At 72.5% G+C, this 25,343-nt stretch carries 26 protein-coding genes and 2 pseudogenes; 11 read left to right on the top strand and 17 right to left on the bottom strand.

The genetic code is table 11. From position 1 onward, the window contains the following. Position 1: 1 nt before the first annotated feature. The 3 genes from tsaD to tsaB are packed head-to-tail and all read right to left on the bottom strand — an operon-like array spanning position 2 to position 2,398. Complete coding sequence (gene tsaD, locus ACFXPL_RS11945) at positions 2 to 1,141, bottom strand: tRNA (adenosine(37)-N6)-threonylcarbamoyltransferase complex transferase subunit TsaD (RefSeq protein ID WP_384916464.1); 1,140 nt, start codon at positions 1,139 to 1,141, stop codon at positions 2 to 4. Then, on the bottom strand, positions 1,134 to 1,706 hold the full coding sequence (rimI, locus tag ACFXPL_RS11940; protein ID WP_384916696.1) for a ribosomal protein S18-alanine N-acetyltransferase: 573 nt from the start codon (positions 1,704 to 1,706) through the stop codon (positions 1,134 to 1,136). Before rimI ends, tsaD begins: the two co-directional genes overlap by 8 nt. 38 nt (positions 1,707 to 1,744) lie before the next feature. Further along, positions 1,745 to 2,398 carry a tRNA (adenosine(37)-N6)-threonylcarbamoyltransferase complex dimerization subunit type 1 TsaB gene (gene tsaB / locus ACFXPL_RS11935; protein ID WP_384916461.1) on the bottom strand — a complete coding sequence of 218 codons (654 nt, stop codon included), beginning with the start codon at positions 2,396 to 2,398 and terminating at the stop codon, positions 1,745 to 1,747. Positions 2,399 to 2,501: 103 nt separating this feature from the next. Between tsaB and ACFXPL_RS11930 the strand changes: the two genes are divergently transcribed. Continuing rightward, positions 2,502 to 3,065 carry a hypothetical protein gene (locus ACFXPL_RS11930; RefSeq protein WP_384916458.1) on the top strand — a complete coding sequence of 188 codons (564 nt, stop codon included), beginning with the start codon at positions 2,502 to 2,504 and terminating at the stop codon, positions 3,063 to 3,065. 51 nt (positions 3,066 to 3,116) lie between these two features. Here ACFXPL_RS11930 and ACFXPL_RS11925 read toward each other — a convergent pair whose 3' ends face one another. From ACFXPL_RS11925 to glmS, 8 genes and pseudogenes are all read right to left on the bottom strand, one after another. Beyond that, entirely contained in the window at positions 3,117 to 3,350 is a 234-nt protein-coding gene (locus ACFXPL_RS11925) for a hypothetical protein (protein WP_384916455.1), read from the bottom strand. Positions 3,351 to 3,601: 251 nt separating this feature from the next. Next, positions 3,602 to 4,168 (bottom strand): tRNA (adenosine(37)-N6)-threonylcarbamoyltransferase complex ATPase subunit type 1 TsaE, encoded by a 567-nt coding sequence (tsaE, locus tag ACFXPL_RS11920; protein WP_384916452.1) that lies wholly within the window; start codon positions 4,166 to 4,168, stop codon positions 3,602 to 3,604. Then, the gene (locus ACFXPL_RS11915; RefSeq protein WP_384916449.1) at positions 4,140 to 5,381 is read right to left on the bottom strand and encodes an alpha/beta fold hydrolase; all 1,242 of its coding nucleotides are present in this window, start codon (positions 5,379 to 5,381) and stop codon (positions 4,140 to 4,142) included. The genes tsaE and ACFXPL_RS11915 overlap by 29 nt, the downstream gene beginning before the upstream one ends. After that, positions 5,378 to 6,586 (bottom strand): alanine racemase, encoded by a 1,209-nt coding sequence (alr, locus tag ACFXPL_RS11910; protein ID WP_384916693.1) that lies wholly within the window; start codon positions 6,584 to 6,586, stop codon positions 5,378 to 5,380. Before alr ends, ACFXPL_RS11915 begins: the two co-directional genes overlap by 4 nt. Before the next feature lie 139 nt (positions 6,587 to 6,725). Continuing rightward, positions 6,726 to 7,291: pseudogene (locus ACFXPL_RS11905) on the bottom strand (Uma2 family endonuclease). A gap of 91 nt (positions 7,292 to 7,382) precedes the next feature. Next, a complete protein-coding gene (locus ACFXPL_RS11900) occupies positions 7,383 to 8,852 on the bottom strand; it encodes an NAD(P)H-hydrate dehydratase (protein WP_384916446.1) in 1,470 nt (489 codons plus the stop codon). Between the two features lie 47 nt (positions 8,853 to 8,899). Then, positions 8,900 to 9,268: a holo-ACP synthase gene (locus ACFXPL_RS11895; protein WP_384916443.1), complete on the bottom strand. Its 369-nt coding sequence runs from the start codon at positions 9,266 to 9,268 to the stop codon at positions 8,900 to 8,902. 30 nt (positions 9,269 to 9,298) lie between these two features. After that, complete coding sequence (glmS, locus tag ACFXPL_RS11890) at positions 9,299 to 11,146, bottom strand: glutamine--fructose-6-phosphate transaminase (isomerizing) (protein ID WP_384916440.1); 1,848 nt, start codon at positions 11,144 to 11,146, stop codon at positions 9,299 to 9,301. A gap of 196 nt (positions 11,147 to 11,342) precedes the next feature. Between glmS and coaA the strand changes: the two genes are divergently transcribed. Further along, positions 11,343 to 12,356 carry a type I pantothenate kinase gene (coaA, locus tag ACFXPL_RS11885; RefSeq protein WP_384916690.1) on the top strand — a complete coding sequence of 338 codons (1,014 nt, stop codon included), beginning with the start codon at positions 11,343 to 11,345 and terminating at the stop codon, positions 12,354 to 12,356. A 191-nt stretch (positions 12,357 to 12,547) separates the two neighbouring features. Here the strand turns inward: coaA and ACFXPL_RS11880 are convergent, their stop codons facing one another. Further along, the gene (locus tag ACFXPL_RS11880; protein ID WP_384916438.1) at positions 12,548 to 13,777 is read right to left on the bottom strand and encodes a glycosyltransferase; all 1,230 of its coding nucleotides are present in this window, start codon (positions 13,775 to 13,777) and stop codon (positions 12,548 to 12,550) included. A 471-nt stretch (positions 13,778 to 14,248) separates the two neighbouring features. Here ACFXPL_RS11880 and ACFXPL_RS11875 point away from each other — a divergent pair, with 471 nt between their 5' ends. From ACFXPL_RS11875 to ACFXPL_RS11860, 4 genes are all read left to right on the top strand, one after another. Continuing rightward, a complete protein-coding gene (locus tag ACFXPL_RS11875; RefSeq protein ID WP_384916435.1) occupies positions 14,249 to 14,767 on the top strand; it encodes a hypothetical protein in 519 nt (172 codons plus the stop codon). A 121-nt stretch (positions 14,768 to 14,888) separates the two neighbouring features. Then, complete coding sequence (locus ACFXPL_RS11870; protein WP_384916432.1) at positions 14,889 to 15,731, top strand: DUF4097 domain-containing protein; 843 nt, start codon at positions 14,889 to 14,891, stop codon at positions 15,729 to 15,731. Positions 15,732 to 15,821: 90 nt separating this feature from the next. After that, positions 15,822 to 16,871: an ATP-binding cassette domain-containing protein gene (locus tag ACFXPL_RS11865; RefSeq protein ID WP_384916429.1), complete on the top strand. Its 1,050-nt coding sequence runs from the start codon at positions 15,822 to 15,824 to the stop codon at positions 16,869 to 16,871. Further along, a complete protein-coding gene (locus ACFXPL_RS11860) occupies positions 16,868 to 17,659 on the top strand; it encodes an ABC transporter permease (RefSeq protein ID WP_384916426.1) in 792 nt (263 codons plus the stop codon). Before ACFXPL_RS11865 ends, ACFXPL_RS11860 begins: the two co-directional genes overlap by 4 nt. Before the next feature lie 57 nt (positions 17,660 to 17,716). Here the strand turns inward: ACFXPL_RS11860 and ACFXPL_RS11855 are convergent, their stop codons facing one another. Then, complete coding sequence (locus ACFXPL_RS11855; RefSeq protein WP_384916423.1) at positions 17,717 to 18,094, bottom strand: winged helix-turn-helix transcriptional regulator; 378 nt, start codon at positions 18,092 to 18,094, stop codon at positions 17,717 to 17,719. 83 nt (positions 18,095 to 18,177) lie between these two features. Between ACFXPL_RS11855 and ACFXPL_RS11850 the strand changes: the two genes are divergently transcribed. Next, entirely contained in the window at positions 18,178 to 19,071 is an 894-nt protein-coding gene (locus tag ACFXPL_RS11850; protein WP_384916420.1) for an NAD(P)-dependent oxidoreductase, read from the top strand. Positions 19,072 to 19,085: 14 nt separating this feature from the next. Here the strand turns inward: ACFXPL_RS11850 and ACFXPL_RS11845 are convergent, their stop codons facing one another. Beyond that, positions 19,086 to 19,301: a DUF397 domain-containing protein gene (locus ACFXPL_RS11845; RefSeq protein ID WP_384916417.1), complete on the bottom strand. Its 216-nt coding sequence runs from the start codon at positions 19,299 to 19,301 to the stop codon at positions 19,086 to 19,088. A gap of 3 nt (positions 19,302 to 19,304) precedes the next feature. Continuing rightward, on the bottom strand, positions 19,305 to 20,135 hold the full coding sequence (locus tag ACFXPL_RS11840) for a helix-turn-helix domain-containing protein (RefSeq protein WP_384916414.1): 831 nt from the start codon (positions 20,133 to 20,135) through the stop codon (positions 19,305 to 19,307). 293 nt (positions 20,136 to 20,428) lie between these two features. Here ACFXPL_RS11840 and ACFXPL_RS11835 point away from each other — a divergent pair, with 293 nt between their 5' ends. Beyond that, a complete protein-coding gene (locus tag ACFXPL_RS11835) occupies positions 20,429 to 20,917 on the top strand; it encodes an ATP-binding protein (protein WP_384916411.1) in 489 nt (162 codons plus the stop codon). Between the two features lie 140 nt (positions 20,918 to 21,057). Here ACFXPL_RS11835 and sigJ read toward each other — a convergent pair whose 3' ends face one another. Further along, entirely contained in the window at positions 21,058 to 21,969 is a 912-nt protein-coding gene (gene sigJ / locus ACFXPL_RS11830) for an RNA polymerase sigma factor SigJ (protein ID WP_384916408.1), read from the bottom strand. 100 nt (positions 21,970 to 22,069) lie between these two features. Between sigJ and ACFXPL_RS11825 the strand changes: the two genes are divergently transcribed. Then, the gene (locus tag ACFXPL_RS11825) at positions 22,070 to 22,474 is read left to right on the top strand and encodes a hypothetical protein (RefSeq protein WP_384916404.1); all 405 of its coding nucleotides are present in this window, start codon (positions 22,070 to 22,072) and stop codon (positions 22,472 to 22,474) included. A gap of 131 nt (positions 22,475 to 22,605) precedes the next feature. On the opposite strand, the gene ACFXPL_RS11820 is transcribed toward ACFXPL_RS11825, so the two are convergent. Continuing rightward, positions 22,606 to 23,289, bottom strand: coding sequence for a hypothetical protein (locus ACFXPL_RS11820; protein WP_384916401.1), 684 nt, complete (start codon positions 23,287 to 23,289; stop codon positions 22,606 to 22,608). Between the two features lie 308 nt (positions 23,290 to 23,597). Between ACFXPL_RS11820 and ACFXPL_RS11815 the strand changes: the two genes are divergently transcribed. Together ACFXPL_RS11815 and ACFXPL_RS11810 are read left to right on the top strand one after the other, a co-directional pair. Beyond that, complete coding sequence (locus ACFXPL_RS11815) at positions 23,598 to 25,100, top strand: DUF4331 domain-containing protein (protein ID WP_384916398.1); 1,503 nt, start codon at positions 23,598 to 23,600, stop codon at positions 25,098 to 25,100. Then, positions 25,097 to 25,343, top strand: a pseudogene (locus ACFXPL_RS11810) (DEAD/DEAH box helicase); the annotation flags it as partial. The gene ACFXPL_RS11815 and the pseudogene ACFXPL_RS11810, both read left to right, overlap by 4 nt.

Below are 25,343 nucleotides of genomic sequence, written 5' to 3'. Positions count from 1 at the left end.
CTCATGAGTACAGGTTGTCCTTCGCCAGCTCGTGAACGTGGTCGTGGTCATGACCGTGCGCGTGGCCCTGCGCGTGGCCCTGTGTCTGGTCGTGGTCGGTGCTCGGTACGTGCGGCTCCGTCACCGGCAGCGAGGAGTCCGCCGACAGTGCCCAGTCCGACGCCGGCCGCCCCCGGGCCACCATCTCCGCGCCCAGCGCCGCCACCATCGCCCCGTTGTCCGTGCACAGCCCCGGACGCGGCACCCGCAGCCGGATGCCCGCGCGCGCGCACCGCTCCTGCGCGAGCGCGCGCAGCCGGGAGTTGGCCGCGACCCCGCCGCCGATCATCAGATGGTCGACGCCCTCGTCCTTGCAGGCGCGGACGGCCTTGCGCGTCAGTACGTCGACCACCGCCTCCTGGAAGGAGGCCGCCACGTCCCGTACGGGCACGTCCTCGCCCGCTGCCCGCTTCGCCTCGATCCAGCGCGCCACGGACGTCTTCAGCCCGGAGAACGAGAAGTCGTACGGGGCGTCGCGCGGCCCGGTCAGTCCGCGCGGGAACGCTATGGCTGCCGGGTCGCCCTCCCGCGCCAGCCGGTCGATCACCGGGCCGCCGGGGAAACCGAGGTGCAGGACGCGCGCGATCTTGTCGAACGCCTCGCCCGCCGCGTCGTCGATGGTCGCGCCCATCGGCCGTACGTCGCTGGTGATGTCCGGCGCGAGCAGCAGCGACGAGTGGCCGCCGCTGACCAGCAGCGCCATGGTCGGCTCCGGCAGCGGGCCGTGTTCGAGCTGGTCGACGCAGATGTGCGAGGCCAGGTGGTTGACGCCGTACAGCGGCTTGCCGAGGGCGTACGCGTACGCCTTCGCCGCCGAGACCCCCACCAGCAGCGCCCCGGCGAGCCCGGGACCGGCCGTCACGGAGATCCCGTCGAGGTCACGGGCGGCGACCCCGGCCTCCTTCAGCGCGCGCTCGATCGTCGGAACCATCGCCTCCAGGTGCGCGCGGGAGGCGACCTCGGGCACCACGCCGCCGAAGCGCGCGTGCTCGTCGACGCTCGACGCGATGGCGTCGGCGAGCAGCGTCGTACCGCGCACGATGCCGACACCGGTCTCGTCGCAGGAGGTCTCGATGCCGAGGACGAGCGGTTCGTCAGCCATGGTTCTCAGTTCCTGCCGTCTCTGTTCCGTCTACCGGCACTGTTCCGTACGCCGGCTCTGCCCCGTGCGCCGGCTCCGCTGCCTCCGCCGGCTCTGTTCCGTCCGTGTCCTGGGCGCGGAAGCGCATGACGAGCGCGTCGACATTGCCCGGCTGGTAGTAGCCGCGGCGGAAGCCGATCGGCTCGAAGCCGAACCGCTCGTACAGCTTCTGCGCCCGCGTGTTGTCGACCCGTACCTCCAGCAGGACCTCTTCGCACTCGAAGGCGGTGGCGTGCTGGAGGAGGTCGGTGAGGAGGCGGGAGCCGAGGCCGGTGCCCCACTGGTCGCGGGCGGCGGCGATGGTCTGTACGTCGCCGAGGCCACCGGCGGCGGCCAGCCCGGCGTACCCGACGATCTTCCCCTCGCCCCGCTCCCCCGCGGCCGTCTCGGCGACCACGTAGCGCCGCGTCGCCCTCGGGCCGCGCGCGTGCGCCAGCTCCGACCAGAACATCCCCGGTGACCAGGCGTCCTCGGGGAACAGCTCGTGTTCGAGCGCGAGCACCGGTTCGATGTCCCACCAGCGCATCTCGCGCAGGACGACAGCGGCGGAATCCAGGGAGGCGGTCACTTCGGGGTGACCACCTTGTAGTTCTTGGGCACCTGCGCGTCCGGCCGCCGCAGATAGAGCGGCAGCGGCGCCAGGAACTCCCCGCCCGCGGCGAGTCTCTCGGCGGCCAGCGCGGCCAGCGCCTCGGCCGACTGGTGCTCGGGGTCCCGCGCGTCCGGGAAGACGTCCGGGTAGAGCAGCGCCCCCGCGCCCACCACGGGCACGCCCGCCATCTCCTCCGCGAGGTCGGCGGGGCGGTCCACCGCGGGCTCGGTCAGCCGCGTACGGGCGTCCGCGTACCGCGCCCAGTAGACCTCCTTGCGGCGCGCGTCCGTGGCCACCACGAACGGCTCGGTCAGGCCGGACGCGTACGCCAGCCCGTCCAGGGTGCAGAGCCCGCGCACCGGGACGCCGAGCGCCGAGCCGAAGGTCACGGCCGTCACCAGACCGACCCGCAGCCCGGTGTACGGTCCGGGCCCGACCCCGACGATCACCTCCGTCACGTCGGCGAGTCTCTTCCCGGCCAGGGCGAGGACCCGGTCGACGGCGGGCAGCAGCAGCTCCCCGTGGCGGCGGGCGTCGGTCCGGCGCTCGGCGGCCAGGACGGAGGAACCGTCGTGGAGGGCGACGGTGACGGCGGGCGTGGCGGTATCAACGGCGAGCAGAAGCACGCAAACAGCCTACGGCTCCCGGCGCCGGGGCACGGCGCCCCGCCCCGTCATCCCGCTGCTGCTAACGTCACCACGGAGTCATACGTACGAGAGGTGGATCAAGGTGTCCAGGAGCAGCTCGGGAATCGTGGCCGGGCTCACCGCAGCGGCTGTCGCCGTGGTCGGTTTCCTCGCCTTCCAGGCATCGGCGAACGTCCCCGACACCCTCGGGAAGCCCAGGAAAGCCGCCCCCAGCTCCTCCTCGCCCCCCGCCGCCGGCACACCGGCGCAGAAGCCGAAGGACCCGACGGCCGTGCCGGCCGCCTCGGGCACCGGGGAGCGGGTCGTCTACGCGCTGGCCGACCGGCGGGTGTGGCTGGTGGACGAGAAGAACCGGTCGACGAAGACGTTCACGGTCATGCCGAGCACGGTCAGCCCGCCCCCCGGCTCGTACACCGTGACTTCCCGGTCCGGCTCCGTGACCGGCTCGGACGGCGTACGGATCGAGCACGTGGTGCGCTTCACGACCGTCGAGAACGTGGCGATCGGGTTCAGCGCGGCGGTCGACGGCACGCTCACCAGCCCTGACCCGACGCTGAAGACGGGCGGAGTCAGGATGCGGGTGGCGGACGGGAACGCGATGTGGACGTTCGCGACGGTCGGCTCGAAGGTCGAAGTCGTCCCGTAGTCCTCTCCCGGTCCGCTGCTCCGAACGTCGGATGTGCGGTTGTCGGACCTGTCAGGCGGCGTCGCGCTCCCGTGCGGCGCCGCACCGCTGTTCGCCGCTCTCCCTCAGCAGCTCCAGCCCGGTGTCCTGCCCCGCGTCCGGCTCGGGCGCGTGCGGCGGCGTGGAGACGGCGCGCGCCGCGGCACACGACGCCAGCAGGTCTTTCATGGAAACGGACGACGGTGACAGCGATCGCGCCAGGTACGACGAGGGCTGCGGACGGATGTCACGCTCGGGCGCCGGCATGGGTGCCTCCTGAGGCTCCGGGGGCAGGCATGGTTAGGTAGACCTAACCAAGTCTCCCTTCCATGTGACCACGCACGGCACGGCCCACGCAACATTTTGCCGACGTCTTGTCGGAACGTACGGAACGACTGACCGGATCACGGCACGATCCGTGGATTCCACGAGGGGTTGCCCGTCGGTTCCACGAGGGGCTGTCCGTCGCTTGCACGAGGGGTTGTCCGTCGGTCGTACGAGGGGTGCTTCGAACGGTTCTACGAGGTCGGTGGGGCCAGCGAGGCCAGATCCGCGTCCGTCCACCGGGCGCCGAGCCCGGTCAGTGTCACGGTGCGCCGGTCGTCCTCCCCGGCGTCCGGCGCGGGCCCGGCCCCGCCCACGACCCGGTCGATGACGACGTGCAGCCGGTCGTCCGACAGCTCCTCGACCTTGCCGTCGCCCCACTCCACGACCACCACGGAGTCCGGCAGCGAGACATCGAGGTCCAGGTCCTCCATCTCGTCGAGACCGCCGCCGAGGCGGTACGCGTCGACGTGGACCAGCGCGGGGCCGCCGGTCAGGGAGGGGTGGACGCGGGCGATCACGAAGGTCGGGGAGGTGACGGCCCCCCGTACCCCCAGGCCCTCGCCCAGACCGCGCGTCAGGGTCGTCTTGCCTGCGCCCAGCTCGCCGGTGAGCATCACCAGATCGCCGGGGCGGAGCAGCGCGGCGAGGCGCAGGCCCAGTTCCGTCATCCGTTCGGGCGAACCGACGGTGAGGGTGACAGAGGCCTCGGGGGAGGTGACAGGAGCGGCGTCAGGCGCCGGGCTGTGCGGTGCTTCCATGCGTCCCCACGTTAGACGGTGCGGGCACCGCCCCGACCCGTACCAGCAGGTCGGCCAGCCGGTCCGTGACGACCTCCGGGTGCTCCAGTATCACCAGGTGGCCGCCGTCAGGGACGATCACCAGCTCCGCGTCGGGCAGCAGATCGCCGATGGCCTCGCTGTGCGAGCTGGGGGTCACGAGGTCGTTCTCCCCCGCCAGCACCAGCGCCGGGACCTCCAGGAAGGCCGGCAGCGCCTTCGCCTTGTCGTGCTCGGTGAAGGCCGGGTAGAACTCGGCGACGACATCGATCGGGGTGGACTCCAGGAGCCGTTCCGCGAACCGCGCGACGGCCGGGTCCACGTCCTTCGAACTGAACGAGTACCGCTTGATCACCCCCGCGGCGATCTCCGCGGTGGCCCGCCGCCCGCGCTCGACCAGCTCGGCCTGCGAGCCGAGCATCCGCAGCACACCGGGGAGCACGCTGCGTACGGCGTTGACGCCCAGGGTCGGCAGCCCGTACGTGACCTCGGCGAGCTTTCCGCTCGACGTGCCGATGAACGCGACGCCGACGACCCGGTCGCGTATCAGCTCCGGGAACTGGTCGGCCAGCGCCATCACCGTCATGCCGCCCATGGAGTGGCCGACCAGCACCAGCGGCCCGTCGGGCGCGGCGGCGTCGATGACGGCCTTCAGGTCGCGGCCGAGCTGGTCGATCGTGACCGGGACGGCGCCGGGCCCGCGCTGGGCCGCGCCGCGGGCGGAGCGGCCGTGGCTGCGCTGGTCCCAGTGGACGGTACGGACGAGGCCGCGCAGCGCGGCGCGCTGGAAGTGCCAGACGTCCTGGTTGAGGCAGAAACCGTGGCTGAAAACGACCGTGACGGGGGCGGGCGCCTTACGGCCGAAGAGCCGCCGCCGGCGCGATCCGGCCGGCCCGGTGGTCCCGGCGGCCCCGGTGGTCCCGATTGCCCCTTCCGCCTCGGCCGCCTCCCCGGAGGTGACGTCGTCGACCTCGTAGTACAGCTCCGTACCGTCGTCCGCGAGGGCCCTGCCCGGGGTGCCGCGCAGGGCGCCGTACGGTCCCGCCGCGTCCAGCGCGAGCCGCGCCTTCCTGCGGATGCCGCGTCCGACGGTCATCCTCTCGATCGCCACACCGGCGGCGGCCCCGGCGGCGATCACGCCTATGGCGGCGCCCGCGATCCCCGTCGCCCTGCGCCAGTTGCCGCTCTCGCTCACGGTGCGCTCCCCGTCGTCGGCCCCGGCGGTTCGGTGGTGAGACCGCCCGGCTCAGCATGCCCGCTCTCGTTCAGGTGGACGCGGGGGACGCGGGAACCGATGCGGGTGACGATCTCGTACGCGATGGTCCCCGCCGCCTGCGCCCACTCCTCCGCGGTCGGCTCGCCCCGGTCGCCGGGGCCGAACAGGACGGCGGTCGTGCCCGGTTCGGGCGTGTCGCCGCCGAGGTCGACGACGAACTGGTCCATCGCCACCCGCCCGGCCACCCGTCGCCGCACCCCGCCGACCTGCACGGGTCCGCGCCCGGAGGCGTGCCGGGGGATGCCGTCCGCGTACCCGAGCGGGATCAGGCCGAGCGTGGTCTCCTCCGGCGTGACGTAGTGGTGGCCGTAGCTGACGCCGTGTCCCTTCGGCACCCGCTTGACCAGCGCCACGGACGCGGAGAGCGTCATGACGGGACGCAGGCCGAAGTCCTCCGAGGTGCCCAGCTCCGGGCTGGGCGAGATGCCGTACATGGCGATGCCCGTCCGGACGAGGTCGAAGTACGACTCGGGGACGGTGAGCGCGGCCGGCGAGTTGGCGATGTGCCGTACCTCGGGTTCGACGCCCGCCTTCTCGGCGTACGCCACGACCTCGTGGAAGACCTCCAGCTGGGCGGCGATCGAGGGGTGTCCCGGCTCGTCGGCGCAGGCGAAGTGCGACCAGAGCCCGGTGATCCGGACCTCGCCCGCGGCCTGCGCGGCGAGCGCGGCACCGACGAGTTCCGGCCAGTCGGCGGGCTGGCAGCCGTTGCGGCCGAGCCCGGTGTCGGCCTTGAGCTGGATCCGCGCGGGCCGCCCGGCCGCGCGCGCGGCGGCGGTCACCTCGCGCAGCGCCCACAGCCCGCTGACGGACATGTCGAGATCGGCCTCGATCCCCTCCCGCCAGGGGTCGCCGGGCGTCCACAGCCAGCACATCACCCGGCCGCCGATCCCGGCGGCCCGCAGCGCGAGCGCCTCGTGGGGTGTGGCGGTCCCGAGCCAGGTGGCCCCGGCGGCGCGGGCGGCGCGCGCGACGGGCAGCATGCCGTGTCCGTACGCGTCGGACTTCACGACGGCCATCAGCGCGACGCCGTCCCCCACACGGGAGCGCAACGCGCGCACATTGCCCCGCAGGGCGGCGAGATCGACTTCGGCCCGCGCCCGCAGGGTCGCCGAGGTCTCCATGGTTCCGGTCATCGGGCCCAGTCTCTCAGTTCGCCGTCCGAGCCGTGTGATCACGGTGGCGCCGCCCCCGCGAAGCCGCCGTCGTGCCGCCTTCGAAGCCGCCCCCGTAGCCGCCTTCCGAGCCGCCTGGCCGGATCAGTCAGATCAGGCCGAGGCCGATCTCCACCGGGAAGGGAGCCGCGGCCTTGACCACACCGGTGGACACGTCTCCGTTCCGGTAGACCCTGGCCGCGGGGTCGAGAACGTACGTGTACAGGAGGGGAACGCCGGTCGCGGCCTGCTCGATCCTCCAGTAGAAGGCGATGCCGGCCTGGGCGTACTGCTCCACCTTCACGACCCGGTCCGTGGTCTCCGACCCCGGTGAGACGACCTCCACGACCAGCAGCACATGCTCGGGGCGGGTCGGTGTGGTGTCGATGGTGTCCGCGCGGTACACGATGACATCCGGACGTCGATTGGGAGTGGTACGTCCTGGAGCCGGACGTCGACGTCCGTGTCGGCGTTCCGGTCAGGACCGGCGGCGGCGTCCAGGGCGTTCGCCGGAATCCGGGCCAGGCGGTTGTGCCGCTTCGACGCGCTGGGACTCACGACGACCATCCCGTCCACGATCTCGATTCCCGCGCACCGCTCCTCGGACCAGGAGTCGTACTGCTCCGCCGTGATCTGCTCGTGCATCCACGCGGGGGCGACCAACTCGGCGGTCATGACGCGCCTCACTGACATCGCGGGGCGGGCGGGTTCCCGCTGAGGTTCAGCCTACTGGGCACGCTCTTCCGCCTCGCCCCGCCAGTACCCGTCAGCCCCCGTCCCCCACCACGTTGCGCCACGCCTCGCCCACGCCCGCCGCCACGTCGTCCGCCGCCACCGGTGCGCCGTGCGCGGCCAGGCGGGCCGCCAGGCCGTGCAGGTAGGCCGCCGCCGAGGCCGCGTCGCGGGCCGGGAGGCCGGTGGCGAGGAGGGATCCGGCGAGGCCGGAGAGGACGTCGCCGCTGCCGGCCGTGGCCAGCCAGGGGGTGCCCGTGGGGTTGACGCGGACCGGGGTCCCCGGGTCCGGGGCGGCGATCAGGGTCGTCGAGCCCTTCAGCAGGGCCGTCGCGCCGTACCGGGCGGCCAGTTCCCGTACCGCCGCCAGCCGCCCCGACTCCACCTCGGCGCGGGGGACGGAGAGCAGCGTCGCCGCCTCGCCCGCGTGCGGGGTGAGCAGCGTGTCGGCGGTACGGCGCCGTACCGCGGCCTCGGTGACGTGGCGCAGGCCGTCCGCGTCGACCAGGACCGGTACGTCCGAGGCCAGGACCTCGGCCACCGCCGAGCGGGCCCACGAGCCCTCGCCGAGCCCCGGGCCCACCACCCACGCCTGGACGCGGCCGGCCTGCGACGGCGGGCCGTCGTGCACCAGCGTCTCCGGGAAGCGGGCGAGGACCGCCTCGCTGCCGGGGCCCACGTACCGTACGGCGCCCGCGCCGCCGCGCAGCGCGCCCGACACCGCGAGGACCGCCGCGCCCGGGTAGCGGGCGGAGCCGGCGACGACGCCGACGACGCCGCGCCGGTACTTGTCGCTCTCCGCCGTCGGTACGGGCAGCAGCCGCGCCACGTCCGCGTGCTGCAGCGCCTCCAGGTCGGGGACGGACGGCAGATGGGGGCCGAGGCCGATGTCCACGAGGCGCAGCGCGCCCGCGTGCGCGCGCGCCGGGTCGATGAGCAGGCCCGGCTTGTACGTGCCGAAGGTGACCGTCGCGTCCGCGCGCACCGCCCGGTCCGCCGCCTCGACCTCCCCGCTGTCCGCGTCGACACCGCTCGGCAGGTCGACGGCGACGATCACCGCCCCCGCTCCCCGGGCGGCCCGTACCACCGGCACCGCGTCGGGCCGCAGCCCGCCGTGGCCGCCGATGCCGGTGATGCCGTCCAGCACCAGGTCGGCGGCGGCCAGCACCTCGTACGGGTCGTCGGCGACCCGGCCGCCCGCGCCCAGCAGCGCCGTCAGCCCGCCCCCGTGCGCGCGGTCGGGTGCGAGGAGCACCGCCGTGACCCCGGCGCCCCTGCGGGCCAGCCGCGCCCCGGCGTACAGGGTGTCGCCGCCGTTGTCGCCGCTGCCGACGAGCAGGACGACACGCGCCCCGTACACCCGTCCGAGCAGGTCTTTCAGCAGCCCGGCGCAGGCGGCGGCGAGGCCGGCTGCGGCGCGCCGCATCAGCGTGCCCTCCGGCAGCCGCGCCATCAGCTCGCGCTCGGCGTTCCTCACGGTCTCCACGCTGTAGGCGGTACGCATCAGCCCTGCTCTCTCCTCGGCTCGCCCGGCTACCGTTCCCCCTGCCGTCAACCCTCCGCGATCACCACGGCGGACGCCACCCCCGCGTCGTGGCTGAGCGAGACGTGCCAGCTCCGTACGCCCAACTCGGCGGCGCGCGCGGCCACCGTCCCCGTCACCCGCAGCCGTGGCCGCCCGGTCTCCTCCACGTACACCTCGGCGTCCGTCCAGTGCAGCCCGCCGGGCGCGCCGAGCGCCTTGGCCAAGGCCTCCTTGGCGGCGAACCGCGCCGCCAAGGAGGCCGTACCGCGCCGTTCGCCGCTGGGGAGCAGCAACTCGCTCGCCAGGAAGAGCCGGTCGGCCAGTTGCGGGGTGCGCCGCAGCGACTCCCCGAACCGGTCGATCTCCGCGACGTCGATCCCCACCCCGATGATCACTCAAATCCCTCTCTTCCCTCACTGCACCGCTTACTCCACCGTGACCGACTTCGCCAGGTTCCTCGGCTGGTCCACCTCGTTGCCCCGCGCCGTCGCCAGCTCGCACGCGAACACCTGCAACGGCACGGTCGCGACGAGCGGCTGAAGCAGCGTAGGCGTCGCCGGGATCCGGATGAGGTGGTCCGCGTAAGGCACCACCGCCTCGTCCCCCTCCTCCGCGATCACGATGGTGCGCGCGCCCCGTGCCCGGATCTCCTGGATGTTCGAGACGATCTTGCCGTGCAGCACCGAGCGCCCGCGCGGCGACGGTACGACGACCACCACCGGCAGGTCGGGTTCGACCAGCGCGATCGGGCCGTGCTTCAGCTCACCCGCCGCGAACCCCTCCGCGTGCATGTACGCGAGTTCCTTGAGCTTGAGGGCGCCCTCCAGGGCCACCGGATACCCCACGTGCCGGCCCAGGAACAGCACCGTCCGCTTGTCCTTCAGGGTGCGTGCGAGGGCCCGTACGGGCTCCATCGTGGCCAGGACGCGCTCCACCTCGCCCGCGATCCGCCCCAGGTCGCGGACGACGTCCCTGATCTCGTCGCCCCACTTCGTACCGCGCCGCTGGCCCAGGTAGAGCGCGACCAGATAGCAGGCCACGAGCTGGGTCAGGAACGCCTTGGTCGACGCGACGGCGACCTCGGGGCCCGCGTGCGTGTAGAGGACCGCGTCGGACTCCCGGGGGATGGTCGAGCCGTTCGTGTTGCAGATGGCCAGCACCTTCGCGCCCTGTTCGCGGGCGTGCCGCAGCGCCATCAGCGTGTCCATCGTCTCGCCGGACTGCGAGATCGCGACGACGAGCGTGCGCCGGTCCAGGATCGGGTCGCGGTAGCGGAACTCGCTGGCCAGCTCCACCTCGCAGGGCAGCCGCGTCCAGTGCTCGATGGCGTACTTGGCGATCAGCCCGGCGTGGAAGGCCGTACCGCACGCCACGATGACGACCTTGTCCGCCTCGCGCAGCACGGCCGCCGGGATGCGCACCTCGTCGAGGGTGAGCACGCCCTCGGCGTCGATCCGGCCGAGGAGCGTGTCCGCGACGGCCTTCGGCTGCTCGGCGATCTCCTTGAGCATGAAGGAGGCGTAGCCGCCCTTCTCGGCGGCGGAGGCGTCCCAGTCCACGTGGTACGAGCGGACCGCTGCCGGGGCGCCGTCGAAGTCCGTGACCCTCACGCCGTCGCGGCGCGCCTCCACCACCTGGTCCTGGCCCAGCTCGATCGCGGAGCGCGTGTGGGCGATGAACGCGGCGACGTCGGAGGCGAGGAACGACTCGCCCTCCCCGACCCCGACCACCAGCGGCGAGTTGCGGCGCGCGCCGACGACGACGTCCGGCGCGTCCGCGTGGACGGCGACGAGCGTGAAGGCGCCCTCCAGCCGGCGGCAGACCTGGCGCATCGCCTCGGCGAGGTCGCCGCAGGAGGAGAACGCCTCGGCGAGGAGGTGCGAGACGACCTCGGTGTCGGTGTCGGAGCCGAGGTCGTGGCCGCGTCCGGCCAGCTCGGCGCGGAGCACGGCGAAGTTCTCGATGATCCCGTTGTGGACGACGGCGACGCGGCCCGCGTTGTCGAGGTGCGGGTGGGCGTTGGCGTCGGTGGGGCCGCCGTGCGTGGCCCAGCGGGTGTGGCCGATACCGGTGGCGCCGCTCGGCAGCGGGCTTTCCACCAGGGTCTTCTCCAGGTTGAGGAGCTTGCCCGCCTTCTTGGCCGCGGCGAGCCCGCCGTCGGCGAGGACGGCGACCCCGGCGGAGTCGTACCCCCGGTACTCCAGGCGCTTGAGGCCCGCGATGACCACATCGAGCGCCGACTGCCCGCCCACGTAACCCACGATTCCGCACATACCAGTTCCTTCCCGGCCGTATCTGACTTTCCTGATGTTCCTGATGGCTACTGGCCGTTCCGTGCCTTTTCGACCTCGTCGGACGGCATCGTCGCAGACCGCGCACCGGGGGGCGGGGACCTCGCACGCACGCCACGTGACCGACCCCACCCCCGGCGGCCTCCCCGGACCGCCGGTCGCGCCGGACAATGGCCAGGTGATCACCCCGCCGCCGTCGCCACCGTCGCCGTCCCGGAGCCCCGCCCGCCGGACCGACCACGGGCCGACCCCCTACGTCGACCTCACCCGGGCCGAGTGGAGCGCGCTGCGCGACAAGACCCCGCTGCCGCTGACCGCCGACGAGGTCGAGCGGCTGCGCGGGCTCGGGGACGTCATCGACCTGGACGAGGTACGCGACGTCTACCTCCCGCTCTCCCGGCTGCTCAACCTGTACGTCCAGTCCACCGCGGGGCTCCGCGGCGCCCTCAACACGTTCCTCGGGGACGCGGGCAACGGGCACGGCGCGCAGCGCGGCACCCCGTTCGTCATCGGGGTCGCCGGGAGCGTGGCCGTGGGCAAGTCGACCGTGGCCCGGCTCCTCCAGGCGCTGCTGGCCCGCTGGCCGGAACACCCGCGGGTCGAACTCGTCACCACCGACGGCTTCCTGTACCCGATGAAGGAGCTCCAGGCGCGCGGGCTGATGTCCCGTAAGGGCTTCCCCGAGTCGTTCGACCGGCGGGCCCTGACCCGGTTCGTCGCGGACATCAAGGCGGGCAGGGACGAGGTCACCGCGCCCGTCTACTCACACCTCATCTACGACATCGTGCCGGGCGAACTGCTCACCGTACGGCGCCCCGACATCCTCATCGTGGAGGGGCTGAACGTCCTCCAGCCCGCGCTGCCCGGCAAGGACGGCCGGACGCGGGTGGGGCTCGCCGACTACTTCGACTTCAGCGTGTACGTCGACGCGCGTCCCGAGGACATCGAGAGCTGGTACCTCAGCCGGTTCCGCAAACTCCGTGAGACGGCCTTCCAGGATCCGTCGTCGTACTTCAGGAAGTACACCCAGGTCTCCGAGGAGGAGGCCCTGGAGTACGCCCGTACGACCTGGCACACCATCAACAGGCCCAACCTGCTGGAGAACGTGGCGCCCACCCGGGGCCGCGCCACGCTGGTGCTGCGCAAGGGCCCGGACCACACGGTGCAGCGGCTCTCCCTGCGCAAGCTCTGACACGTACGTGTACGTGTACACATGTACATGTACGTGTACCTGCGGCGGTCCACCGGTTCGGAGCGCGGCTCGGAACACGGCAGCCCCGGGGCGAGTGCCCCGGGGCTCCGCCGTGCGGTCACTCCTCCCCCCGCGTAGGCGCACGGCGGGGGCGAAGTGACGAGGGGGGCGAGGTGGCGAGGCCGCCCGGTTCACGCGGGCGACGGGCGCCTTTCCCGTACGGCCGCGTCGAACAGCAGCCTGGCGGCCACCGCGGCCCCGTCGGTGCGGATCGTCGCGGCCACGGCCCGCGCCCGGTCACGGGTCGCGGGGGCCAGGGCCGTGGCGAGCGCGGCGGACAGGGACGCGACGGTCGGGGTCGGGCCGTTGTGCGCGGCGCCGATGCCCAACGCGGCCACCCGGCCCGCCCAGTACGGCTGATCCACCATCTGCGGGACGACCACCTGGGGCGCGCCGGCCCGGGCGGCCGTCGCCGTCGTCCCCGCGCCGCCGTGGTGCACCACGGCGGCCACCCGGCCGAACAGCGCCTGCTGATTGACCTCACCGACGACGAGACAGTCGTCCCGGTCGTCGATCACCGCCAGGTCGGCCCAGCCCCGCGAGACCACCGCGCGGCGGCCCCGCGCGCGCAGCGCCTCGATGGCCACCCGGGCGACGTCCTCCGGGGCTCGCATGCTGCCGAAGCCGACATACACCGGTGGCGCGCCGGCGTCCAGGAACGCCACCAGCCGCTCCGGCAGCGGCCGTTCGTCCGGAAGGATCCACGCGCCGGTCTGTACGACGCCCAGCTCCGCCGGCTCCCGCCAGGGGCCCAGGACCGGGTCGGTCGCCAGCCACGGCTCGTCGGTGAAGACATGGTCGCGGACGTTGTCCACCGGGGGCAGGTCCATCGACGCCCGGTGGGTGTTGAGCGCGTCGCCGAACAGCTCCGTGATGCCCTGGGCGTCCAGGTCCCACAGGGCCAGGTTGCCGGTGCCCTCCGGCGGGGACGGCCAGCCCTCCCGCCGGGCCGGCGGGTGGTGCGGCGACGGCAGGGAGACCGGGTGGTAGCTCGCGTACACGTACCGGATGCCCAGCTTCTCCGCCACGGACCGCGCGGCGACCTGCGCCAGACCGGCCGCCACCACGGCGTCGCACCCCTCGGCCGCCGCGGCGACGGCGTCGAACTGCTCGGCGACCATCGCGAGACGGAGCCGGGCCAGTTCCGCCGCCGACGGCGCCGCCGCCCCGTGCATGAACGTGCGCACCGGCCGCCCGACCGGCACCAGCTCCACGCCGACCCCGGCCAGCAGCTCCGCGAACTCCTCGTCCGGCGGCGCGCACACCCGCGCCTGGGCCCCGAGCTCCCGCAACCGCACCGCGAGCCCCACCAGCGGCTCGACATCCCCGCGCGACCCGTACGTGGACAACAGCACCCGCATGTGGCGACTCCCCATTTCAGTGATCTCCGGCCCTGGTCGGCGATTCTGCGGCACGCCCCGGCCCTTGCCGCAAGACCCCGGGCACGCGCTACGCGATCAGGGCGTCTGCCGGTACAGGCTCCGCTTCGGGCGGGAGTAGGCGGAAGGCACGGCCTGTGCCATCGTCGCCGCCGCCGTCGCGGCAGCACACCGCGGGATGCGGCGCTTCTGCGTGACCTGCTCCACCGGGAGCGGTGGCACCGCGTGGCACCGCATGACACCGCATGGCGTCACTTGACTCCATCTGGCACCACGCGGCATCACGCGGCACCATTCCAGACCCTCCAGGGCGCACGAACACGCATGGCGCCACCACCACCCAAGGGCGCCCGCCGCACGTTTCCGCAGGTAGAACCCACCCACACCCTCCCCACCCGCGTTAGGCGCCACCCACACTTGCTCAGGGCGCCATAGTGGTGCCATGATGACGTCATGGACCTCACCCCGTACGTCGACACCCTCCGCCGCGAACTCGCGGTGGCCGCCGAAGCCGGCGGCAGCGAAGCTCGCGAGCTGGCCGAGAGGCTCACCGCCCCCCTGGAGTCGGCGACCCGGCTGACCATGCTCAACGTGCTGTCCGCCGCGATGGACGAGATCACCCGCGAACTCGCCCCCGGCTCGGTCGACGTACGGCTGCGCGGGCTCGACCCCGACTTCGTCGTGACCCCGCCGCCCACCGACGGCGGCACCTCCGCGGAACCGGCCGCGTCCGTCGAACCGCTCAGGACCCCGGCCCCGGCCGACGGCGACGAGGGCGGCACCGCCCGCGTCAACCTGCGCCTGCCGGCCCACCTCAAGGCCCGCGCCGAGGAAGCCGCGAGCCGCGAGGGCCTGTCGGTCAACGCGTGGCTGGTGCGCGCCGTGTCGGCCGCGGTCGACGGCGGCACCCGGCCGCGCACGACGGAGAAGAGCCGCACCATCGGACAGAGCTTCACGGGCTGGGTGCGCTAGACCGGTTCCGCAAGCCCCACCCCTCAGCCGCACCGGGCACCCCCGCACCGCCTGCACCACTTCACCCACACCGCGCCCCACCAGCGAGGACGCTCCCCAGACCCAAGAGGACGGGACAGCCATGCCTTCTTTCGACACCCCCGCACCGATCTCGGTCGCCGCCCGCGTGGAGGCCGGTTCCCTCCAGTTCACCGCGGTCGGCCGCCTCGACACCGTCGCCGAGGTGCGGCCCCGCGACCCGAAGCGGGACCAGGACGTACGGGCGGCCGACCAGACCGAGGTGACGTACGTGAACGGCGTACTGACCGTCAGGACGCCCAAGCCCCATCTCCTCGGCCGGACCGGCACCGTCGACGTGACGGTCGAGCTGCCCACGGGGTCGCACGTCGACGTGACCGGCGCCTGGACCCAGGTGCTCGGCGAGGGCCGGCTCGGCGACGTCCATGTGAAGACCTCGTCCGGCGACGTCCGCCTCGACACGACCGGCCCGCTGAGGCTGACCGCGGCGCACGGCTCGATCACCGTGGACCGGGTCGAGGGCCCGGCCGAGATCAGCACCAGCTCCGGCAGCCTGCGCGTCGGGCTCATCAACGGCCCCGCCGTACTGAAGAACTCGCACGGCACCACGACCGTCGACGCAGCCACCGGCGAGCTGCGGGTGAGCGGCGCCAACGGCGACATCGAGATCCGGCGCGCCGAGGACTCGGTCACCGCCACGACCGCCCACGGCACCCTGCGCGTGGGTGAAGTGGCCCGTGGCACCGTCCAGCTGGAGACGTCCTACGGCGCCATCGAGATCGGCATCCGCGTGGGCACGGCCGCCTGGCTCGACGTCAGCTCGGGCTCCGGCCAGGTGCGTAACACGCTCACCGCGTCCGAGACCCCGGAGGAGGCCGAGGACACCGTCAAGGTCCGCGCCCGCACCCGGCACGGCAACATCGACGTCCGCCGCGCCCAGGGCTGAGCACCGGTCCCACACGCTCGCTCACGCACACCCTCACTCAGCCCGGTCACCTCACCCCTCGAACGGGAGGGCCCCGTGCCTTCATCTGTCATGCCCACGTCCAAGCAAGGTGGCGATCACCCGTCACCGGCCGCCATCTCCGCCGTCGGGCTGCGCAAGTCGTACGGCGACAAGACCGTCCTCGACTCCATCGATCTGCGCATCCCGGCCGGGTCGGTGTTCGCGCTGCTCGGGCCGAACGGCGCCGGCAAGACCACCGCCGTGAAGATCCTCTCCACGCTCGTCGCCGCCGACGGCGGGCAGGCCCAGGTCGCGGGCCACGACATCGCCACCTCACCCGACGGGGTACGGGCCGCTATCGGCGTCACCGGGCAGTTCTCCGCCGTCGACGGGCTGATCACCGGCGAGGAGAACATGCTCCTCATGGCGGACCTGCACCACCTGCCCAAACGCGAGGCCCGGCGGATCACCGCCGAACTGCTGGAGCGCTTCGACCTCGTCGACGCCGCGAAGAAGCCCGCCCAGAGCTACTCCGGTGGCATGAAACGCCGCCTCGACATCGCCATGACCCTCGTCGGCAGCCCGCGCATCATCTTCCTCGACGAGCCGACCACCGGCCTCGATCCGCGCAGCCGCCACACCATGTGGGGGATCATCCGCGAACTCGTCTCCGACGGCGTCACCGTCTTCCTCACCACCCAGTACCTGGAAGAGGCCGACGAACTCGCCGACCGCATCGCGGTACTGAACAACGGCAAGCTCGCCGCCGAGGGAAGCGCCGACGAGCTGAAGCGGCTCATCCCCGGCGGCCACGTACGGCTCCGCTTCTCCGACCCGTCCACATACCAGCGAGCCGCCGTCGCACTGGGCGAGGTCACCCGGGACGACACTGCGCTGTCCCTCCAGATCGCCGGCGACGGCAGCCAGCGCGAGCTGCGCTCCGTCCTCGACCGGCTGGACGCGGCCGGCGTCGAGGCCGACGAACTGACCGTGCACACCCCCGACCTCGACGACGTCTTCTTCGCCCTGACCGGCCCGGCCACCGTGCCCCACCAGTCCGCCCGGCCGACCCGGCCCACCCAGTCCACCCAGCCCGAGCAGCCCGAGCAGCCCGAGCAGCCCGAGGAGAACGTCCGATGAGCGCCCTCACCCTCGCCGTACGCGACTCGAACACCATGCTGCGCCGCAATCTCCTGCACGTGCGGCGCTACCCGTCCCTCACCCTGAACCTGCTGCTCACGCCGGTCATGCTGCTGCTGCTCTTCGTCTACATCTTCGGCGACGTGATGAGCGCCGGCATCGGGGCCGGCGGGGCGGACCGGTCCGCGTACCTCGCGTATCTCTTCCCGGGCATCGTGATGCTGACCATCGGCGGCAGCACGATCGGCAGCGCGGTGTCCGTCTCGATGGACATGACCGAGGGCATCATCGCCCGCTTCCGTACGATGGCGATCCACCGCGGGTCGGTGCTCATCGGGCACGTCGTCGGCAGCGTGCTGCAGTGCGTGATGAGCGTGGTCCTGGTCGGGGCCGTGGCCGTGGCCATCGGGTTCCGGACCACGGATGCCACCGCCCTGGAGTGGGTCCTGGCGGTCGGGCTGCTGGCGCTCGTCTCCCTGGCCCTCACCTGGATCGCGGTCGGGATGGGCCTGTCCAGCCCGACCGTCGAGGCGGCAAGCAACAACGCCATGCCGCTGATGATCCTGCCGCTCCTCTCCAGCGCCTTCGTGCCGGTCGACGCGATGCCGGGCTGGTTCCGGCCGATCGCCGAGTACCAGCCGTTCACCCCGGCCATCGAGACGCTGCGCGGACTGCTCCTCGGCACCGAGATCGGCCACAACGGATGGCTCGCCGTCGCCTGGTGCCTCGCCCTCTCCGCACTTGGCTACCTCTGGTCCACGTCGCTCTTCAACCGCGACCCGAAGTAGCGGGCGACCCACGACGAGAACCCGACAGCGGCTCGCCCCACCCCGTGGGACGAGCCGCTACGCGTGCGCCGCCCCGGCCCCGGTGACGTCGGCCACCGGGACGCCTTCACGCCGTATCCGCTCCGTCCCCCAGACACCGAGCGGCCGGAGCGCGTCGTTGAGCGTGCGCCCGTGCTCGGTCAGGGAGTACTCCACCCGTGGCGGCACCTGTGCGTAGACCTTCCGGTGGACGAGACCGTCCTCCTCCATCTCGCGCAGATGCTGGGTCAGCATCTTCTCGCTCACTCCCGGCAGCCCGCGCCGGAGTTCGGCGAAGCGGCGCACGCCATGGGCGTCGAGTTCCCAGAGGATCAGCCCCTTCCACTTGCCGCTCACCACGTCGAGCCCGGCGTCGATACCGCAGATGTACGGCCCGAGCCGCGGCGCCTTGGCCATCGCCGATCCCCTTACTGAAAGGTAAGTACCGCAGAAAATAGTGGGTACTTCCGAGATTAACGGTGCCCTCCGAGCATGGAGGGGTGAACGAACAACACACACGACACGCCCATGTCACCATGCTCGGTCTCGGCCCGATGGGCCGGGCGATGGCCCACACCCTCCTCACCGCCGGCCACCCGGTCACCGTCTGGAACCGCACCCCCGCCCGGGCCGACACCCTCGTCACGGCCGGAGCGACCCGCGCGGCCACCCCCGGCGAGGCGGTCGCGGCGAGCGACCTCGTGATCCTCAGCCTCACCGACTACCAGGCGATGTACGACATCCTCGGCACCGCCACCGCCTCACTGGCGGGCCGCACCCTGGTCAACCTCAGCTCGGACACCCCCGACCGCACCCGCGAGGCGGCGCACTGGGCAGCGGGTCACGGCGCCGCCTTCCTCACCGGTGGGGTCATGGTCCCGGCGCCGATGGTCGGCACGGAGGCGGCCCACGTCTACTACAGCGGCCCCGCCACGGCGCTGGAGAACCACAGGGCGGCGTTGGCACCGCTCGGCACACCGAAGTACCTGGGCGAGGATCCGGGCCTCGCCCAGACGATGTACCAGGCCCAGCTCACCGTCTTCCTCACCACCCTGTCCGCCCTGATGCACGCCACCGCGATGCTGGGCACGGCAGGAATGAAGGCCAGGGACACACTGCCGGAACTGCTCTCCTCCGCCGACTCGACGGGCGCCCTCCTCAGGGCCGGCGAGGAGACCCCGGGCGCGGCGCTGGACGCCGGAGAGCACCCGGGCGACCTCAGCACGGTCACCATGATGGGCGCGACGTCCGACCACATCGTCGACACCAGCGCCTCCCTCGGCCTCGACCTCGCCCTCCCCCTGGCGGTACAGGCCCACTACCGCCAGGCGATCGAGAACGGCCACGGCGCCGACAACTGGACGCGCATCATCGACAGCATCCGGAAGCGATAGGGGCGGCACCCCGCTCAGAGACCCGCCCGCGCCCCCGCGACGAACTCCGCCCAGGCGGCGACCGGCACGACGAGCGCGGGACCGGCCTTGTCCTTGGAGTCGCGGACGCCTACCTGGTGGGTGGGGGTGAGGTGGGCGACCTCGACGCAGGCGGTGCCGTTCTCCGCGCTGTACGAAGACGTGAACCAGGCCGGTTCGGGGGCGGCCTGGGTCTCTATGCGATCGGGCATGAGTCAGATCTCTCGTGCTAGTTGTTGGAGGAAATTAGGCGTCTCGATCGGGGCGAGGGCGCCCGCCCGCAGCGCGTCGAACCTCCGGGAGAAGGACCACGCGGTGGTGTCCTTGTCGCTGATGTTCGATCCATCGGCCGCGTCGACCTGAACGACCACCGGAAGCGGTGCTTCGAACTCCAGCAGGTTGAAGTTGAAGCTGCTCCGGTACGTGGCCGTCCCCAGGGGAAGGATCTGAACCGTCACGTTGTCGCGGCGCGCGAGCGTGGTGATCTCTTCGAACTGCTCCCGCATCACGTCCGAATCGCCGACGACCCTTCGGAGCGCGCCCTCGTCGAGAATGGCCCACAGCTCCAAGGGGTCCTCCCTCCGGGTCAGGGCCCCCTTCCGCTCCATCCGGAGTTGGATGTGGCGCTCCACGAACTCGGTCGTCGTCTCCTCGACCGGCTTGGCGGTCTGGAACATCTCACGTGCGTACCGTTGGGTCTGCAACAAGCCGAAGACTACGTACGGTTGCCAGGTACGCATCCGGCGAGCCCCACTCTCAAGGCCGATGTACATCCCCATGCCGGACGGCAGGACGCTGCGGTAGACGGACCACCATCCCCGGTTGACCGAGTCGCGGTGGACCTTCACCAGGAATTCCACGTCCTCCTCGTCCGTCACGCCGTACCGGTCGAGCAGGTTCTTGAGGTCCTGAACCTTCGGCAGACCGGTCAGCCCGTTCTCCACGCGCTGCAACTTCGACGGCGAGAACGTCAACCCGGCCACGGCCTGAGCAAGGGTGAATCCAGCCTTGTCCCGCAAGTGCCGCAACTCCCATCCGAGTTGCATGCGCCGGACCGTGGGTCCCGTTGGAGCAGCCACGTGTGTACCTCCGTGGTGAGAGAGCCTGCCGCATCGCGGCGCCTGTTGCGAGTCTGACGCCTCGTGTCCGCCATGCACAGGCTTGAGCGCGTTCGATCACATATACCAATTCATGTGGGGTACCCACTTTTGGTTGCCGATTCCGAGTCCCAGACCTCACGCTGGGGCCAGTTACCGACTCATCACCAGCGGTAATCGGCGCGCAAGTTGCCCCGTGGGGGCGTGCGCCCCAGCAACAGAACCACCGCCGGGAGACCCCCATGCCTCTTCCCCCCAGCAACCCCGCCCGCCCCGTTCACCCCCCGCGCATAAAGACCGACCTGGAGCCCCGGCCCGTCCTCTCCTCCCCCCTCGGGCATCCGGCGTACAGCCAGACCATGCCCTGCGCCCCCGAGTCCGCGCGCCGGGCCAGGCTCCTGGTCATGGCCGCGTGTGCCGCGTGGGGGGTGCCCGATGTCTCGGATGCCGCCGCGCTCGTCGTCTCGGAGCTGATCGGCAACTCCGTACGGCACAGCGGGAGTCGGCTGGTACGCGTGCTGGTCTCACTGCCCGAGCCGGGGCGGGTCCGGGTGGCCGTCGTGGACAAGTCCCGTACGCCGCCCGTGCCCCGGGCCGCCGAGGACGGCGCGGAGGACGGGCGCGGCCTCCTCGTGGTCGAGGCGCTGGCCGACCGGTGGGGTACGGAACTCCTGCGGTGGGGCAAGCAGGTGTGGGTGGAGCTGTGCCCGGAGACGGACGCCGCCCCGTGAGGCCGCCCACGGGCACCGCCCCGCCCGGTCACCGCCGGGGGCTTCTGGACTCGGCCCTGACCGGCCTGACGACCGCCGCTCTCCTCGCCGCCCTGGGGTACGGATACGGGTACGGATCCGCGCCCGGTCCCGGGACAGCGTCAGACGGCCCCGCCCCGCAGCCACGGGCGCAGCTTCTCCGGGTTGCGGACCGCCCAGATCCGCGTGACGCGGCCGTCCGCGATCTCGAACGACGCCACGGTCGCGACGGCGCCGGCCTGCCGGGCCACCAGGCCCGGAGCGCCGTTGACCGAGCGTTCCAGGAGTTCGAGCCCCGGAGCCTTGCCGGCGATGGCGACCAGGTACTGGGCGATGCGCGCACCGCCCTCGATCGGGCGGAGGACGGTTCCGACCATGCCGCCGCCGTCGGCGGTCATCACGGCCGCCGGGTCGAGGAGGTCGACCAGGGCCGCGATGTCCTTGGTCTCCCATGCCTCCTTGACCCGCCGTACGGCTTCCGCCTGTCCGGCCCCCGTCACCGGAGCCGGTGCGACGCGTACCCGGCGCCGGGCGGAGGCCGCGAGCTGCTTGCAGGCGGCGGGGGTGCGGCCGAGGATGCCGGCGATCTCGGCGAAGGGGTACCGGAAGACGTCGTGCAGGACGAACGCCACCCGCTCTGCGGGGGTCATCGACTCCAGCACGACGAGGAAGGCCATGGCCACCGACTCGTCCAGGACGATCCGGTCGGCGGGGTCGGCGCCCTGGCCTCGGCCGTGGCCCCACTCGGCGTGGTCGGGCAGCGGATCGGGCAGCCACGCCCCGACGTACCGTTCACGCCGCGCCCGCGCGGAGCCGAGCACGTCCAGGCAGATCCGGCCGGTCACCGTCGTCAGCCAGGCACCGGGGGACGTGATCTCGTCCCGCCGTTCCTTCGGCAGCGCGTACCAGCGCGCGTATGCCTCCTGTACGGCGTCCTCGGCCTCTGCCAGTGAACCGAGCAACCGGTAGGCGACGTTAGCCAGTTGGCGCCCCTCGCCGGCCAACTCGTCGGCGCTCGCCCCCGCCGTGCCCATGCCCGACCGCCTCCTCGCCTTACCTTTCGCGGGCCCGCGTCGTCGGGCTGGTGAGACCTTACCGATCCACTGCCCACCGGGCGGAAAAGGGGACCGTGGCATGGCGACCAAGGCGACGGCACAGCGCCGCTTCTCGTTCCTGCGGACGGCGATCGCCCTCCAGACCCTGACCATCTTCCTTCAAGCGGTCTCCGCCGGGCTGCTGCTGACCTCGTCCTACGGCGAGACACTGCACAGCGCCGGAGCCCGGGTGATGTACGGGGCGTCGATGCTGTACGTACTCGCGGCGGTCCTGGCCTGGAAACCGGGCGGCGGCTCGCCCCGGCCCGTGTGGCACGCGTCCGGCTTCCTCGTCCTCGCCTCGGCGCAGGTCGCACTCGGCATCGCGCACGTACCGTCGGTCCATCTCCCCCTGGGCGTCCTGATGTTCGGCCTGAGCGTGCTGGCGCTGGCAGGACACACGAGAACGCGGCCCGCGCCCCAGGGGCACCGGATACCGTCATGAGCGACCGGGTCCGGGGTGACCCGGGCCTGTCGGGGCGGCCCCGGGGTGCCTCATGGCGGGCGGCCCGCCATGGAACACCCCCGGCCCACACCGACAGGCCCCGCCCGAACCGGCGGCTCAGGCCGCCCGTGTTACGACCTCGGGGCCGTCGGGATGTAGTCGAAGTTCGGGGTGAGCGTGCCGAACAGGGCGCCCACCGGCGGGGCTTCGCCGCCGGTGATCGAGGCGACCAGGCGGGACGCCTCCGCCGTGATGTAGAACGGCGCCTTCTTGATGCGGAAGCCCGTCAGGCTCGGGCGGGCGCCCAGCATGACCTCCGCGTATGTGGATTCCGCGATGACGACCTCGTCGGAGACCGGCACGCCGTCGACCTCGATGCCCGCCGCGTAGGAGGGCGTCGGCATCACACGGATGTACGTGGGCTTCAGCGTGATGGTCTTGCCGGACGCCGCGTGGTGGAAGCGGAGGCCGCCCGGGTAGAAGATCCGCCCGCGGATGTCGAGGCCGTCACCGGCCGTCGAGCCGATCGGCATGCTGAAGCCCTTGCGGTTCGCGTCCATCGCGAACGGGGTGATGGTCTCCAGCGTGATGTCCTCGCGCTGCATCCAGGCCAGCGCCTCGTCGCCGAGCGCGATCTGCGCGTCGCCCCACGGGGAGATGTACGCGCCCGGGAACGGGGCGGCGACGGGCGCCGCCCGGTGGGCGGTGACGGGGTGCTGGGCGGTGGTCGCTCCGGCCGAGGTCAGGCCGAGCGGCAGGGAGAGGGCGGCGACTGCGGCGAGGACGGTGAGACGTCGAAGGCCGTGCACAGACATGAGAGCTTTCCTCTTCTTTGATGGAGAACGGCCACGGGCGATCGCCCGGCCTGGCTCAACAGGCTTGTCCGACAAGCGTGTTCATGAAAGATCACGGAATCTCACCCACCGGGCGAACTCGCGTTCCCCCGTCGGGCCTGCCGGATCACGCCTATTCACGCATAGCCATGAACCAGGACAAACCACCACTGGGCCGTACGGAGGAAAACCGTCACGCGAACGGGGCGCCCCGGGCCGTACGGGCGCCTCAAGATCATCGGACACTCCACTCTGAGGCGCACACTCCCGACGCCACTGGAGAAACGCGCATGCCCCGAAACGTCCGCGAACCCGGAGAGCCACGATGCGACCGGGCGTCGCGGCGACGGCTCACCGCCCTCGCCGTCACCCTCGCCGCGCTCACCGCCGGCGCCCTGTACGGCCCGTTCACCGGCACCGGCGCGGCAGGCGGGCACATCGACTCCCCGTCGACCCTGCTCGACCCCGCGACCGACCTGACCGACGTCTACGCGTTCACCAGCCCCGAGAACGCGGACCTGGTCACTCTGATCGCCAACGTCCGCCCCTTCCAGGCTCCGGGCACCGCCGTCAACGCGCTCGTGGACTTCCCGTTCGCGACCGGCGCGCGGTACGAGATCCACACGGACGCGGACGGGGACGGGGTGCCCGACGCCACGTACCGCTGGACCTTCCGTGACGAGGACCGCCGGCCGTTCGGCATGGGGCCCAAGGTCGGTCCGCTGCCGGTGACATCGCTCGACGACCGGTCGCTCGGGGTGCGCCAGAAGTACACGCTGGAGAAGGTCACGGCGGGCGGCGCCACCGAGACGCTGCTGCGCGACGCGATCGCCTCGCCCACCCACACCGGCCGGCTCCTGATGCCGGCCTATGACCGGCTGCGGAACCAGGCGGCCCGTGAACTGCCGGGCGGTGGAAGGACGTTGGCCACCCAGGCGGCGGATTCGTTCAAGTTCGACACCCAGGTCCTCGGCCCGTACGTGCTCGGCACGCGTGGCCCCGTACCGGGCTGGCTGCCCGACGGCCAGCCGCTGTCGGCGCTCAACGTGAACAGCATCGTGCTACAGGTGCCCAAGCGGGACATCGCGTTGAAGGGCGACCCGAAGCGCAACCCGGTCGTCGGCGTCTGGGCGTCCGTCTCCCGGCCGGGCGCCGACCTGAACCGGAGCCTCGCGACCCAGGCCCCCACCTTCCGGCAGGTGGCCCGGCAGGGCAGTCCGCACCTTCCGCTCGCGCTCTTCGGCACCACCGTCGGGCTGTCCACGCCCGGCGGCCCCGAGGACCGGTTCCAGACCCGCGTGCCGAAGGACGACCGGCAGGACGGCGACTTCATGGCCGCCACGCTCGACCCCGTACCGCCGCACCGGTTCGAGAGTGCCCAGGGGCACAAGGCGCCGGCCACCCCGCGCCTCGACATCCAGGCGCTGCTCATGAAGGGCATCGGCAAGGACAAGGCCAACGGTTCCGCCTTCGGCTTCGACCTCAACACCCACACGATGAACGCCGACGCCGACCCGGCCCGCATCGTGCTCGCCGAGGAGCTGCGGCTGAACCTCACCACCCCGGTCACGGCCGCGCCGAAGACGTACGGGGTCCTCGACGGGGACCTCCAGGGCTTCCCGAACGGGCGGCGCCTCAACGACCACGTCGACGGGCCGCTGCTCCGGATGCTGGCCGGCGAACCAGCGGGGCCCTCCCCGGCCGGCCTGGTGCCGGATCCGATCGTCCGGCTGGAGCCCGCCGACGCGCAGGCCGCCTTCCCGTATCTCAACCTCCCCCACGCGGGCCCGTGAGGCGCCTCGTCGGCGCGGTGGGCGGAGCGGTGGCCGTGGCCGGGTGCGTGGCGGGGCTGCTCTGTCTCGGCCCCGCCACCGCCCGGCCGGAGACCACCGCTCCGGCCGCCGCCACCGCCCCCGGTACGGACGACGCGGGCCGTGGCCCCGGGGCCACAGTCGGCGCCGGCGCCGGCTCCCGCGCCCGCTCCGGGGGTAAGGTCGCCGCCGCCCGGCGGCGCACGGGGGCGTGCACCGACGACC

The sequence above is a fragment of the Streptomyces sp. NPDC059092 genome (assembly GCF_042756365.1).
In the GTDB taxonomy this organism is placed as follows: domain Bacteria; phylum Actinomycetota; class Actinomycetes; order Streptomycetales; family Streptomycetaceae; genus Streptomyces.
The sequence above is the reverse complement of the archived record's forward strand: the minus strand, read 5'-3'. Positions and strand labels throughout refer to the sequence as shown.